Annotated in this window: 11 protein-coding genes and 1 pseudogene; 10 read left to right on the top strand and 2 right to left on the bottom strand. The window is 63.7% G+C overall.

The features are described from left to right. From JQ641_RS16085 to JQ641_RS16070, 4 genes and pseudogenes are all read left to right on the top strand, one after another. A pseudogene (locus JQ641_RS16085) lies at positions 1-179 on the top strand (lipoyl synthase); the annotation flags it as partial. 8 nt (positions 180-187) lie between these two features. Next, the gene (locus tag JQ641_RS16080) at positions 188-646 is read left to right on the top strand and encodes a type II toxin-antitoxin system RatA family toxin (protein ID WP_211996909.1); all 459 of its coding nucleotides are present in this window, start codon (positions 188-190) and stop codon (positions 644-646) included. 1 nt (position 647) lies between these two features. Further along, positions 648-1,568, top strand: coding sequence for an NAD(P)-dependent oxidoreductase (locus JQ641_RS16075; protein WP_211996908.1), 921 nt, complete (start codon positions 648-650; stop codon positions 1,566-1,568). A 35-nt stretch (positions 1,569-1,603) separates the two neighbouring features. Continuing rightward, complete coding sequence (locus JQ641_RS16070) at positions 1,604-3,283, top strand: thiamine pyrophosphate-binding protein (RefSeq protein WP_211996907.1); 1,680 nt, start codon at positions 1,604-1,606, stop codon at positions 3,281-3,283. 12 nt (positions 3,284-3,295) lie between these two features. Here the strand turns inward: JQ641_RS16070 and JQ641_RS16065 are convergent, their stop codons facing one another. Both JQ641_RS16065 and JQ641_RS16060 read right to left on the bottom strand, forming a co-directional pair. Beyond that, positions 3,296-3,898, bottom strand: coding sequence for a CinA family protein (locus tag JQ641_RS16065; RefSeq protein ID WP_211996906.1), 603 nt, complete (start codon positions 3,896-3,898; stop codon positions 3,296-3,298). Between the two features lies 1 nt (position 3,899). After that, positions 3,900-5,081: a bifunctional 2-C-methyl-D-erythritol 4-phosphate cytidylyltransferase/2-C-methyl-D-erythritol 2,4-cyclodiphosphate synthase gene (locus JQ641_RS16060; RefSeq protein ID WP_211996905.1), complete on the bottom strand. Its 1,182-nt coding sequence runs from the start codon at positions 5,079-5,081 to the stop codon at positions 3,900-3,902. Positions 5,082-5,368: 287 nt separating this feature from the next. On the opposite strand from JQ641_RS16060, the gene dusB reads away from it, so the two are divergent. The 6 genes from dusB (at position 5,369) to hfq (ending at position 13,402) form a co-directional block, all read left to right on the top strand. Further along, on the top strand, positions 5,369-6,370 hold the full coding sequence (gene dusB, locus JQ641_RS16055) for a tRNA dihydrouridine synthase DusB (RefSeq protein ID WP_211996929.1): 1,002 nt from the start codon (positions 5,369-5,371) through the stop codon (positions 6,368-6,370). Further along, positions 6,367-7,542, top strand: a complete 1,176-nt coding sequence (locus JQ641_RS16050; protein ID WP_192735942.1) for a two-component system sensor histidine kinase NtrB — start codon at positions 6,367-6,369, stop codon at positions 7,540-7,542. The genes dusB and JQ641_RS16050 overlap by 4 nt, the downstream gene beginning before the upstream one ends. 9 nt (positions 7,543-7,551) lie before the next feature. Beyond that, positions 7,552-8,994 (top strand): nitrogen regulation protein NR(I), encoded by a 1,443-nt coding sequence (gene ntrC / locus JQ641_RS16045; protein ID WP_192735943.1) that lies wholly within the window; start codon positions 7,552-7,554, stop codon positions 8,992-8,994. A 146-nt stretch (positions 8,995-9,140) separates the two neighbouring features. After that, complete coding sequence (locus JQ641_RS16040) at positions 9,141-11,489, top strand: sensor histidine kinase NtrY-like (RefSeq protein WP_211996904.1); 2,349 nt, start codon at positions 9,141-9,143, stop codon at positions 11,487-11,489. A gap of 17 nt (positions 11,490-11,506) precedes the next feature. Further along, a complete protein-coding gene (ntrX, locus tag JQ641_RS16035) occupies positions 11,507-12,877 on the top strand; it encodes a nitrogen assimilation response regulator NtrX (RefSeq protein ID WP_211996903.1) in 1,371 nt (456 codons plus the stop codon). Positions 12,878-13,153: 276 nt separating this feature from the next. Further along, positions 13,154-13,402, top strand: a complete 249-nt coding sequence (gene hfq, locus JQ641_RS16030; protein ID WP_006020546.1) for an RNA chaperone Hfq — start codon at positions 13,154-13,156, stop codon at positions 13,400-13,402. Positions 13,403-13,406 lie beyond the last annotated feature (4 nt).

Below are 13,406 nucleotides of genomic sequence, written 5' to 3'. Positions count from 1 at the left end.
CCCGCAAGCACCACGCCGTGATGCGCTACGTCACCCCGGACGAGTTCGCAGGATACGAGAAGGTCGCCTACACCAAGGGGTTCCTGATGGTGTCGGCGAGCCCGCTGACCCGCTCTTCGCATCACGCCGGCGATGATTTCGCCAAGCTGCAGGCAGCGCGCGCGGCGCGATCCCGCTGAGATAGCCGATGCCGAGGTTTTCAAGCAAGCGGCGGGCGCATCACACCGCCCAGCAGATGTTCGATCTGGTCGCCGACGTCGAGCGCTATCCGGAATTCGTGCCGTTATGCCATTCGCTGAAAATCCGTCAGCGCATGGCGCAGCCCGACGGCACCGAGATCGTGGTTGCCGACATGACGGTGTCGTTCAAGCTGGTGCGGGAAACCTTCACCAGCCGGGTGACGCTCGATCGTGCGAATCTGAAGATCCTGGTGGAGTATTTGAAGGGGCCGTTCAGCAATCTCGAAAACCGCTGGAGCTTCGAGCCCAAATCCGAAACCGATTGCGATGTCGGATTCTTCATCTCCTACGAATTCAAGAGCCGGATGCTGGCGATGCTGATGGGCACGATGTTCGACACCGCGTTCCACCGCTTTGCCGCGGCATTCGAGAAGCGGGCCGATGTGGTCTATGGAAAGCGGGCGTGACATGACGACATTGGAGCGCGTGGGATTCATCGGCCTTGGCGGAATGGGACGCGGGCTGGTCAAGAACCTCGTGGCCAAGGGCGTCGCTGTCACGGCCTACGACCTGAACCCTGAGGCGGTTGCCATTGCCAAATCCCAGGGAGCGTCGGCGGCGGGCGGTCTTCGCGACATTGGCGAATGCCGCATCATCATGATTTGCGTCAATGCCGCCGAGGACGTCGAGGCGCTGCTGATGGGACCCGACGGACTGCTCGCCCGCCCGGCGCCGAATTTCGTCGTCGTCGATCACACCACCGGCAGCCCGCAAATGGTCGATAAACTCGATCGGCTGGTCCGTGCAGCCGGCGGGCGTTATGCCGAGGCGCCGATGACGCGAACCCCGAAGCACGCGGACGCCGGCAAGGTCAACGTGCTCTACGGCGGGGAGGCCGATTTGCTCGGCGAGCTCAGGCCCTATTTCGAGCGCTATGCGGAGAACATCTTCCACATCGGCCCGCTCGGCCACGCCATCCGCCTCAAGCTGATCCACAACTACATCGCGTTTGCCAACGTTGCGGCGTGGTGCGAGGGGTTTGCGCTGGCGGCGAAGGATGGCCTCGATCTCAAGCAGCTGATCACCATCATCTCGGCCGCGGGCGGCAAGAGCGGCATGCTCGACCTCTACGGCCAGGCGACGCTCGACGGCGACTTTACCCCGCTGATGTCGCTGGCGAACGCCCGCAAGGATGTGCGCTATTACGCGCGCTGGCTGGAAGATGCCGGATTGCCGGGTTTCATGGCCGATGCCGTGCACCAGACCTACCGGCAAGCCGCCTTGCTCGGCCATGACGGCGAGTCCTGCACCGCCGTGATCAAGGCTTACGAGGCCGTCACCGGCGTCGAGGCTCGCGTCCGGCCGAACGATCGAAATCAAGGAAATTGAATGCCAAACGACTTGCGGAACGGAAGGACGAGGTGATGGACATCAAGGCACCCATGCGAACCGGCGGGCATATTCTGATCGATCAACTGGCCCTGCACGGCGCCGACACCGTGTTCGGTGTGCCCGGTGAAAGTTTTCTGGCGGCGCTGGACGGCATGTACCAGAACCAGCGAGTCCACTTCGTCAATTCCCGGCATGAGGGCGGCGCGGCCATGATGGCGGACGCCTATGGCAAGCTCACCGGAAAGCCCGGCATTGCCTTTGCGACGCGCGGCCCCGGCGCCACCAACGCCTCCGCGGGCGTTCATGTCGCGTTTCAGGATTCGACGCCGATGATCCTGCTGCTCGGCCAGGTCGGGCGGGACATGATGGAACGCGAAGCGTTCCAGGAAATCGACTACCGGCAGATGTTCGGGCCGATGACCAAATGGGTCGCCCAGATCGACGACGCGCGGCGAATTCCCGAATTCATCTCGCGGGCGTTTTATACCGCGACGTCCGGCCGGCCCGGTCCGGTGGTGCTGGCGCTGCCCGAGGACATGCTGACCGACGAGGCTGATGTTCCGGATGCGCAGCCATACAAACCGCAGACCGTTGCACCCGGCGCAGAAAGCCTGCAACAATTCGAGGAGTTGCTGGCCGCGGCGCGCAAGCCGTTGCTGATCGTCGGTGGTGGCGGATGGAGCGATAAAGCACGCCGCGACCTCGAAACCTTCGCGACCGCGCATGAGGTGCCCGTCAGCGCTTCATTCCGGTGCCAGGATTATTTTGACAATCTGCACGCTGCGTACGCCGGCCATGTCGGCATCGGCATCTCCCCGAAATTCGCCGAACGGATTCGTGACAGCGATCTGATCATTGCGCTCGGCGCCCGGCTCGGGGAAATCACGACATCGGGCTACAGCCTGTTCGACATTCCGCAGCCGAAGCAGCCGCTGGTTCACGTCTATCCGGATCCGGAAGAAATCGGCCGCGTCTATGCGCCGAAACTGGGCATCATTTCGGGGAGCGCGGCGTTCGCGGCTGCGATAGCCAGGCTGAAGCCGAAGCATCAGCCGCGCGGCGACGAACTCAAGGCGGCGCATGCTGACTATCTCGCCTTCAACGAGCCGACCCGTTCACCCGGCGATGTTCAGCTTTCGCGGATCGTGCGCGATCTCAGTGAGCGTCTGCCGGAGGATGCGATCATCTGCAACGGCGCCGGCAATTACGCGGTCTGGGTTCATCGCTTCTGGCGCTATCGGCAGTTCCGGACCGAGCTGGCGCCGACATCAGGTTCAATGGGATACGGCTTGCCGGCGGCGGTTGCGGCCAAGCATCTGCACCCGAACCGGCCGGTGATCGCATTCGCCGGCGACGGCTGCTTCCAGATGACCGGCAACGAGTTCATGACCGCGGTCGAAAATCGGCTGCCCCTCATCGTGATCGTCTGCAACAACGGTATGTACGGTACCATCCGCATGCATCAGGAGCGGCACTATCCCGGCCGGGTGTCCGGCACCAATCTGGCGAACCCTGATTTCGCCGCGCTCGCGCGTGCTTTTGGCGGCTTCGGCGCCCGGGTCGACCGTACGGAGGATTTTGCAAAGGCCTTCGACGAGGCGGTGGCGTCGCGCTTGCCGGCGATCATCGAACTCACGATCAGCCCGGAGGCGTTGACGCCGGCGGCTTCGCTCAGCGAAACCCGCGCCAAGGCGTTGGCCGCGGCGAAGTGATGAGGCGGATCGCTAGGATCTCGGGGGCCGTCGTCGCTTGACGGCGCTGCCCCGGGTCGAACGCGCGACACGCGGGCGGAGCCGGCTCACGGCCTCGCGGCGCGGCTTGACGGATGCCTGCGGTCCGCGCGCCAGCTCCATCAGCATGCGCAGCGCCTCGACCACGGAGCGCTGGCGCACGCTGGTGCGGCCGATGGCGCCAAAGCGATGTTCGCGATGCAGGATGCGGCCGTCGCGCGAGGCGACCGCGAAATGCACGAGCCCAACCGGCTTGCCGGGTGTGGCGCCACCGGGACCGGCAATGCCGGTGATGGAGACGGCCAGATCGACGCCTGCCTTCTCCAGCGCGCCGACCGCCATCGCGGTGGCGGTTTCCTTGCTGACCGCACCGAAGGTCGCCAGCGTCGTCACCTTGACGCCGAGCATCGCGCGCTTGGCCTCGTTGGAGTATGTGACAAAGCCGCGGTCGATGACGTCGGAGGAGCCGGGAATATCCGTGAGCGCGCCCGCGACCAGGCCGCCGGTGCAGGATTCCGCGGTCGCAATCGTCAGCTTGCGCATCCGGCACAGATCGAGCAGCGAGCGGGAGAGGGCGCGGGCGTCGCTGCCGCTCATTCTATTCGCTCCAGGGAAGACGGATGGTGGCGCTCGCGGTCGCGGCGATGCCTTCCTCGCGGCCGGTAAAGCCAAGCCGTTCGCTGGTGGTCGCCTTGACGGCGACGCGGGAAATGTCGAGCCCGGTGATCTCTGCGATGCGCGCGCGCATGACATCGCGCAGCGGTCCGATCTTGGGCCGCTCGCAGATCAAGGTGACCTCAAGATTGGCAATGCGGCCGCCACGCGCGGTGACGCGATCGACCGCATATTTGAGGAACTTGTCGGAAGCGGCGCCTTTCCACTGCGGATCGCTGGGCGGGAAGTGCGAACCTATATCGCCGTCCGCCAGCGCGCCGAGGATGGCGTCGACCATGGCGTGCAGGCCGACGTCGCCATCGGAATGGGCGAGAAAGCCGCGCGTGTGCGGCACGCGGACGCCGCAGATCATCAGATGATCGCCGTCGCCGAAGGCGTGCACGTCGTAGCCGGTGCCGGTCCTGATGTCGCCGAGCATGGCGCCGAGGCGGGCTTCCTCGCGGACGAAATCTTCAGGGGTCGTGAGCTTCATGTTCGCAGGATCGCCTTCAAAGGTCGCCACCGTCAATCCCGCCCATTCGGCGAGCGCGGCATCATCGGTGAAATCGCTGCGGCCCTCGCGCGCGGCGCGGCGATGCGCTTCGAGGATCACGTCGAAACGAAACGCCTGCGGCGTCTGTGCGATGCGCAGCCGCGCGCGGTCCGGTGTGGCCTCGACATTGCCGGCCTCACCAACCTGTTTGATCGTATCGGTGACGGCGATTGCGGGAACCGCAGCGCCGGTGCGGCCGGCGGCGTCGATCGCGCGCGAAATCACGGCCGGTGTCACGAATGGTCGCGCCGCGTCGTGGATCAGAACGATGTCGGGCTTCTCGCTGGCCAGCGCCTCGAGGCCGGCGTGCACCGAGGCCTGGCGCGTCGCGCCGCCATTGGTGGGTGTTTGATGGCGCAATCCGGCGACGGCCTCGTTGAAGACCGCTGTGTCGTCGGGATTCACAACCGGCTGCACGGCGAAGATTTCGGGGTGGCGGCAGAACGCTTCCATCGCCCGGAAGATCACGGTCTGCCCGCCAATCGTGCGGTATTGTTTGGGCCCTCCCGCGCCGGCGCGAAGTCCGCGCCCGGCTGCGACGAGGATGGCTGCTGTACGCTCAGGTTTCGGCATTTGACTCTGGTTACGGACGGATCGGGTTGAGGAGAGGGGAACGGGCCCCTGCGGCGCACAGCCCTTACCATGCCGAATGCGTAAAAACAGAGCGTTTCCCAATAGCTGTGGGAAAAGCAGTTTTTGTTGCAGTGCACTTGCACAAATGATAGAACTGTCTAAAGTGTAGGCATGGAACTTGACTGCACAAGATTTGTGCTCACAATATGCGCCGACAGTAGCAATGCCGCTGCTGCCAGACCAATGAGAACACCGTGACCGGCCTGGACGACCCACGCCCTAAGACGTTGAAGATAGGCGATATTTCCATCGCCAACCGGGTTCTCCTGGCGCCGATGTCCGGCATTACCGATGCACCCTTTCGGCGCCTTGCCGCCGCCCTTGGGGCGGGACTCGTCGTCTCCGAGATGACCGCCAGCGACGATCTCGTGCATGGCCGGCCGATGTCGGTATTGCGCTGCGAGGCGACCGGGATCGGCCCGCATGTGGTTCAGCTTGCAGGCTGCCAGACCCACTGGATGTCGGAAGGGGCGAGGATTGCCGAGGCTGCCGGCGCCGACATCATCGATATCAACATGGGTTGCCCGGCACGTCACGTGACCGGCGGCCAGTCCGGCTCAGCGCTGATGCGCGATCTCGACCATGCGCTCAAGCTGATCGACGCGACGATCGCTGCCGTCAGGGTTCCGGTGACGCTGAAGATGCGCCTCGGCTGGGATCACGGCTCGCTCAACGCCCCCGAACTCGCGCGCCGCGCGGAAGCCGCCGGCGTGCAGATGATCACGGTACACGGCCGCACGCGCTGCCAGTTCTACAAGGGCGAGGCGGACTGGAGCGCGGTGCGCGCGGTCAAGGATGCGATCACGGTGCCGCTCGTCGTCAATGGCGACATCACGTCGTTCGAGAAGGCGGTCAGCGCGCTCGAAATGTCTGACGCCGATGCCGTGATGATCGGCCGCGGTGCGCAGGGGCAGCCCTGGCTGCCCGGCCAGATCGGACGCCAACTGGAAACCGGAAAGTCCGAAGCCGCCCCTTCGCTGGCCGAACAACTCGCTCACATCCGCGCGCTCTATGACGAAGTCTGCCGCCTCTACGGTTTGCGCATCGGCCTCAAGCACGCGCGCAAGCATCTCGGCTGGGCGCTTGAGATCGCTGCCGAATGCAGCCGCGCGCCGGCGGAGACACTCAAGAGCTGGCGGCAAAAGATACTGACGTCGGAGGATCCGCACCGGGTACATCGATCGCTGCAGGACGCCTACGACGATTTTGCATGGAGTGCTGCAGCATGAATTCGGCCGCAGAACAACGCCGGCGACTGCCGTCCGAAAGCGATGCGATTCTCAATGCGCTGCCGAATCCGGTGCTGCTGATCGCGCCCGACGGGCGCATCATCGACGCCAACATCGCCGCCGAATCGTTCTTCGAGATTTCGACCCAGTTCCTGCAACGGCAGTCGCTGAAGGAACTGGTGCCCTTCGGCAGTCCGCTGCTGGCGCTGATCGATCAGGTGCGATCGAGCGGCTCGCCGGTCAACGAATACAAGGTCGATCTCGGCACGCCCAGGATCGGCGGCGACCGCCAGGTCGATCTTCACGTCGCGCCGCTGACGGAGCGGCCGGGCCACATCGTCGTGATGCTGCAGGAGCGCACCATCGCCGACAAGATGGACCGGCAATTGACGCATCGGAGCGCGGCGCGTTCGGTGATCGCGCTGGCGGCGATGCTGGCGCATGAAATCAAGAACCCGCTGTCCGGCATTCGCGGTGCGGCGCAATTGCTCGAGCAGGCGGCCTCGTCCGAGGACCGTATGCTGACGCGGCTGATCTGCGACGAGGCCGACCGTATCGTCACGCTGGTCGACCGCATGGAAGTGTTCGGCGACGACCGGCCGGTGGCGCGCGGTCCCGTCAACATTCATTCCGTGCTCGACCACGTCAAACGGCTGGCGCAGTCGGGCTTTGCCCGCAACGTCCGCTTCGTCGAGGAATACGATCCTTCGCTGCCGCCGGTGCTGGCCAATCAGGACCAGCTCATTCAGGTATTCCTCAATCTGGTGAAGAACGCCGCCGAGGCGGTCGCCGATCTCGGCAGCGATGCCGAAATCCAGCTTACCACCGCATTCCGCCCGGGGGTCCGCCTGTCGGTGCCAGGCAAGAAGTCGCGGGTGTCGCTGCCGCTTGAATTCTGCGTCAAGGACAACGGCTCCGGCGTGCCGGAAGACCTGTTGCCGAACCTGTTCGACCCGTTCGTGACCACCAAACAAACCGGCAGCGGGCTCGGTCTCGCGCTCGTCGCAAAAATCGTCGGCGATCACGGCGGTATCATCGAATGCGAATCCCAGCCGCGGAAGACCACGTTCCGCGTGCTGCTGCCGATGTTCAGCGCCACCAAGCAATTCGACCAAAGCAATCGCGATGACGTTTCGGGTACGCCGTCGCCTGCCTCACAGGCCGCAAGATGAGGAATAATGATGCCCGCAGGTAGCATACTTGTCGCTGATGACGACACCGCCATCCGCACAGTTCTAAACCAGGCTCTCTCGCGCGCCGGATACGAGGTGCGCCTGACCGGAAACGCGGCGACGCTGTGGCGATGGGTGAGCCAGGGCGAGGGCGACCTCGTCATCACCGACGTCGTGATGCCCGACGAGAACGCGTTCGACCTGTTGCCGCGGATCAAGAAGATGCGGCCGAACCTTCCCGTCATCGTCATGAGCGCGCAGAACACCTTCATGACGGCGATCCGGGCCTCGGAGCGCGGCGCCTATGAATATCTGCCGAAACCGTTCGACCTGAAGGAGCTGATCACCATCGTCGGGCGCGCCTTGGCGGAGCCGAAGGAGCGCGTGGCGAGTTCTGCCGACGAAGGCGAATTCGATTCTATTCCGCTGGTCGGCCGCTCGCCGGCGATGCAGGAAATCTACCGCGTGCTGGCGCGTCTGATGCAGACCGACCTCACGGTGATGATCTCCGGCGAGTCCGGCACCGGCAAGGAACTGGTCGCCCGTGCGCTGCATGATTACGGCAAGCGGCGCAACGGCCCCTTCGTGGCGGTCAACATGGCGGCGATCCCGCGCGATCTGATCGAGTCTGAGCTGTTCGGCCATGAACGCGGTGCGTTCACCGGCGCCAATACGCGGGCTTCCGGCCGGTTCGAACAGGCCGAGGGCGGTACGCTGTTTCTCGACGAGATCGGCGACATGCCGATGGAAGCGCAGACCAGGTTGCTGCGGGTACTGCAGCAGGGCGAATACACCACGGTCGGCGGGCGCACCCCGATCAAGACCGACGTGCGGATCGTGGCGGCGAGCAACAAGGATTTGCGCATCCTGATCCAGCAGGGCCTGTTCCGGGAAGACCTGTTCTTCCGCCTCAATGTGGTGCCGCTGCGGCTGCCGCCGCTGCGCGAGCGCATCGAGGATCTGCCCGACCTGATCCGGCATTTCTTCTCGCTCGCCGAGAAAGACGGGCTGCCTCCCAAGAAGCTGGACACGCTGGCGCTGGAGCGGCTCAAGCAGCATCGCTGGCCCGGCAACGTGCGCGAGCTCGAAAATCTCGCACGCCGGCTGGCAGCGCTCTATCCGCAGGACGTCATCACGGGTTCAGTGATCGACGGCGAGTTGGCGCCGCCGGCCGTGGCCTCGGGGGGCAATGCGCCGCTCGGCGTCGAGAATCTCGGCGGCGCGGTCGAGGCCTACCTGTCCTCGCACTTCTCGGGCTTCCCGAACGGCGTGCCGCCGCCGGGCCTCTACCATCGTATCCTCAAGGAAATCGAGGTGCCGCTGCTCACGGCGGCGCTCGCGGCGACACGGGGCAACCAAATCCGCGCCGCCGACTTGCTCGGCCTCAACCGCAACACGCTGCGGAAGAAGATCAGGGATCTGGATATTCAGGTCTATCGCAGCGGGGGGTAGCCCGTTAGATCTCTTCGAAATGCTGGTACAGAACGCTTTCGCGGCGGGCTGCGCCGCGGAATTGTCGCAATTTGGCAACATTGTGATATGAATGCATCAGTCCGCGGCAGGCGGACACAAAGTCTTTCAAATCACCGATTGCCGGAATGACCACCGCAGACACCTCGGCGCCTACGTTTGACCCGTCGCTTGCCCAATCCACAGGAGGAATCCTGCGGAAATGGGTGGCGCCGTTTGCGGTCGGGATCGCGCTGCTGTCGGCGTTCCTGACCTTTGTGGTGCTCAGCGGCCTGACGCCGATCGAACCTTCGCGCAACGTCGTCTACTCCTTCCTGCTGATCAATGCCGCGACCATCCTGCTGCTGGTTGCTATCATTATCCGCGAAGTCTGGCTGGTGGTGCAGGCGCGGCGCCGTGGCAAGGCGGCGGCAAGGCTGCACGTCCAGATCGTGGGTCTGTTCTCGGTGATTGCCGTGCTGCCGGCGGTGCTGGTGGCGATCGTCGCCAACGTCACCATCGATCGCGGTCTCGACCGGCTATTCTCGGGCCCGACGCGGGAGGTGATCCAGAATTCGCTGATCATCGCGCGCGCCTACACCTACGAGCACGCGCAGCTCATCAATGGCGACATCCTGGGCATGGCCAATGATATCGCCAACGCGTGGCCGTTGTTCGTGCAGGACCGGCGTACGTTTCTGGAATTGCTGACGGCGAGTGCCTCCAAGCGCAATTTGCCGGGCACCATGCTGCTCGACAAGGAAGGCAACGTGGTGGTGTCCGCGCAAACCGGCATCAGGCAAGCCTTTGCGACCCCGCCAAAGGAATTGCTCGACAATGTCGGCGAGGATAAACCCGAGATTTCGGTTTTCCCGGAGGAGAACTACGTCGCAGCGGTGGTCCGCCTGCGGGCCTTCGACGATACCTTTCTCTACGTCGCGCGCCTGCTCGATCCACGCGTGGTTGGCCAGCTGCGGCAGACCCAGGCCAGCGTCGCCGAATATGCCCAGATCGAAGCGCGCCGGCTCGGCATCCAGGTCGCCTTCGCGCTGATGTTCGCGGTGATCGCGCTTACGATCCTGATGGCGTCGGTGCTGATCGGGCTGAACTTTGCCAACTGGCTGGTGGCGCCGATCCGCAATCTGATGAGCGCCGCCAACATCGTCTCCACCGGCGATCTGCACGTCCAGGTACCCGTCCATAAATCGGAAGGCGATCTGGCCCAATTGGGCGAGACCTTCAACAAGATGACACAGGAATTGCGCACCCAGCGCGACGAACTGGTCAGCGCCAGCGAACTGATCGATAGCCGCCGCCGTTTCATCGAGGCGGTGCTGTCGTCGGCCAGCGCCGGCATCATCGGCGTCGATGCCTCCGGCAGTGTCGGCATCCTGAACCGTTCGGCGGAAAAACTCATCGGTCATGTGGAATCGGAAACGCTCGATCATCCGTTGTCGGACGTGCTGCCCGAGCTCGACGACATGATGAAAACCGCGCGCGAAGGCACGCAGAAGCTGGTGCAGGGCCAGATCACCATCACCCGCGACGGCCATGAGAGCAATCTGTCGGTCCGCGTCAGCGCCGAACAGACCGGGCAGTCGCGCGACAGTTACATCATCACGCTCGACGACATCACCGATCTGGTTTCCGCGCAGCGCACCTCGGCCTGGGGCGATGTGGCACGCCGCATCGCCCACGAAATCAAGAATCCGCTGACGCCGATCCAGCTTTCGGCCGAACGTATCCGCCGCAAGTTCGGCAAGGTCATTGTCGAGGACAAGGGTATCTTCGAGCAATGCACCGACACGATCGTGCGCCAGGTCGACGACATCAGGCGGATGGTCGACGAGTTCTCCCGTTTTGCGCGGATGCCGAAGCCGGTAATGGAAGGCGAGGACGTCGCCGATACCGTACGGCAGGCGGTTTTCCTGATGAAGGTCGGGCATCCCGACCTCGATATCGAGACCGAAATCAAGCAAGACCCGATTCGGGCGCAGTTCGACCGCCGGCTGATTTCGCAGGCATTGACCAACATCATCAAGAACGCGACCGAGGCGATCGAGCAGGTCCCGCCGGAGGAGCTTGGCAAGGGTCGTATCGATGTCATCGCCGCGCAGGAGAACGACGACATCGTGATCGATGTGATCGACAACGGTATCGGCCTGCCGAAGACGGCTCGCGCGCGCCTGCTAGAGCCTTACGTGACGACGCGGCAGAAAGGCACCGGGCTTGGGCTTGCGATCGTCGGGCGGGTGCTGGAAGACCATGGCGGCCGCATCGAGCTCAAGGATGCCTCTGATTTCCGGCCGGGGCAGCGTGGGGCCTGGATGCGGTTGCGCTTTGCCGTGTCCGGCCAGGCGCCGAAGGCCGAAGCGAAAGAACCGGCTGCGGCCGTAAAAGAGCAGGGCGGCGAAACAAAAGCGCCGGCTTCCGAAACCAATGAGGCGGCAAACGCGACTAATGATGAACCAAAAATCAAGGCCGCAACAGGCAACTGACAAGACAGGTGTAACCCATGGCCAGTGACATTCTGATTGTCGACGACGAAGCAGATATCCGGGACCTTGTTGCGGGCATTCTCGACGACGAGGGCTTCAGCACGCGGACCGCGCGCGACAGCGATTCGGCGCTCGCCGAGATCGCCAACCGCCGCCCCCATCTGGTGTTTCTCGACATCTGGCTGCAGGGCTCCAAGCTCGACGGCCTGCAATTGCTCGAGCAAATCAAGAAGGATCACGCCGACGTGCCGGTGGTGATGATCTCCGGCCACGGCAACATCGAGACCGCGGTCGCCGCCATCAAACGCGGCGCCTATGACTTCATCGAAAAGCCCTTCAAATCGGACCGCCTGATCCTGGTGGCGACGCGGGCGCTGGAAACGTCGCGCCTCAAGCGCGAGGTAAAAGAACTCAAGCAACTGGCTCCGGCCGCTAGCGTTCTGACCGGGCGCTCCGCCTGCATGAACCAGCTGCGCCAGACCATCGACCGGGCCGCCAAGGCCAACAGCCGCATCCTGATCGTCGGCCCTCCCGGTTCAGGCAAGGAGCTGGCGGCGCGAACGCTGCATCACGCCTCGAGCCGCGCCGAAGGGCCGTTCGTCGTCATCAACGCTGCGGCCATCACGCCGGAGCGGATGGAAGTCGAGATGTTCGGCGTCGAGCAGACCAATGGCGAACAGGCGCGCAAGGCCGGCGCGCTCGAAGAGGCCCATGGCGGCACGCTGTTCATCGACGAAATCGCCGACATGCCGCGCGAAACCCAGAACAAGATCCTGCGCGTGCTGGTCGATCAGACCTTCCAGCGTTCGGGCGGCACCGCCAAGGTCCATGTCGACGTCCGCATCATCTCCTCGACCGCGCGTAACCTGGAAGAGGAGATATCCGAAGGACGATTCCGCGAGGACCTTTATCACCGGTTGTCGGTGGTGCCGATCCGGGTGCCGCCGCTATCGGAACGCCGCGAAGACATTCCCGAACTGATCGACTACTTCATGGATCAGATTTCGATCGCGACCGGCCTGCCGAAACGCCAGATCGGCCAGGATGCGATGGCGGTGCTGCAGTCGCATGTCTGGCCCGGCAACGTCCGCCAACTCCGCAACAACGTCGAGCGGGTGATGATTCTGGCCGGTGGTGGGCCGGAAGCAATCGTCACCGCCGACATGCTGCCGCAGGACGTCGGCTCGATGGTACCGGCCATGCCGACCAGCAACAATGGCGAGCACATCATGGGCTTGCCGCTGCGCGAAGCGCGCGAAGTGTTCGAGCGCGATTATCTGATCGCCCAGATCAGCCGGTTCTCGGGCAACATCTCTCGCACAGCGGAATTCGTCGGCATGGAGCGCTCGGCCCTGCATCGCAAGCTCAAAGCGCTCGGGGTAGGCTGAGATTTACGCGAATTGGTATCCGGCAAGCAGCTGCGTCGATCCATGCATCTGCTTGAGAATATTCGTCTCTTTCCGGAGTTTTACGGAGAATGGTCACTAGGTTTCGCGTGGGTGGCGCGCGAACTGGCTTGCCTAAAAAGCGCGCCTGCCTTCTAATCATTCCGCCGAGCCGACCGGAGGGGGATCTCAGGGGAAGCCGGCGGCCGGGGCAGGCTCCGTGAGAGAGCAACAACCGGTTAAACAAAAAAAGAAGCACAAGACGGCGGGACAAAAACAATGGCGGCAGACCGCGCACAAAACCTACAAGACACCTTCCTAAATCACGTTCGCAAAACCAAAACGCCACTAACGATCTTTCTGGTCAACGGAGTAAAGCTGCAGGGGATTGTCACCTGGTTCGACAATTTCTGCCTGCTGCTTCGGCGCGACGGTCACTCGCAGCTTGTATACAAGCACGCGATCTCGACCATCATGCCGGGCGCTCCGATCCAGTTGTTCGAAGGCGGTGAGGATGCTCCGGCTTGAGAGT

Source organism: Bradyrhizobium sp. JYMT SZCCT0180 (genome assembly GCF_018130165.1).
GTDB lineage: Bacteria > Pseudomonadota > Alphaproteobacteria > Rhizobiales > Xanthobacteraceae > Bradyrhizobium.
The sequence above is the reverse complement of the archived record's forward strand: the minus strand, read 5'-3'. Positions and strand labels throughout refer to the sequence as shown.

Excerpts from the sequence above, each read along its gene's own strand:
- JQ641_RS16050 (WP_192735942.1), top strand. The coding sequence starts at position 6,367 with ATGAATTCGGCCGCAGAACAACGCCGGCGACTGCCGTCCGAAAGCGAT.
- JQ641_RS16070 (WP_211996907.1), top strand. The coding sequence starts at position 1,604 with ATGGACATCAAGGCACCCATGCGAACCGGCGGGCATATTCTGATCGAT.
- JQ641_RS16075 (WP_211996908.1), top strand. The coding sequence starts at position 648 with ATGACGACATTGGAGCGCGTGGGATTCATCGGCCTTGGCGGAATGGGA.
- ntrX (WP_211996903.1), top strand. The coding sequence starts at position 11,507 with ATGGCCAGTGACATTCTGATTGTCGACGACGAAGCAGATATCCGGGAC.
- JQ641_RS16040 (WP_211996904.1), top strand. The coding sequence starts at position 9,141 with ATGACCACCGCAGACACCTCGGCGCCTACGTTTGACCCGTCGCTTGCC.
- JQ641_RS16065 (WP_211996906.1), bottom strand. The coding sequence starts at position 3,898 with ATGAGCGGCAGCGACGCCCGCGCCCTCTCCCGCTCGCTGCTCGATCTG.
- ntrC (WP_192735943.1), top strand. The coding sequence starts at position 7,552 with ATGCCCGCAGGTAGCATACTTGTCGCTGATGACGACACCGCCATCCGC.
- hfq (WP_006020546.1), top strand. The coding sequence starts at position 13,154 with ATGGCGGCAGACCGCGCACAAAACCTACAAGACACCTTCCTAAATCAC.
- JQ641_RS16060 (WP_211996905.1), bottom strand. The coding sequence starts at position 5,081 with ATGCCGAAACCTGAGCGTACAGCAGCCATCCTCGTCGCAGCCGGGCGC.
- JQ641_RS16080 (WP_211996909.1), top strand. The coding sequence starts at position 188 with ATGCCGAGGTTTTCAAGCAAGCGGCGGGCGCATCACACCGCCCAGCAG.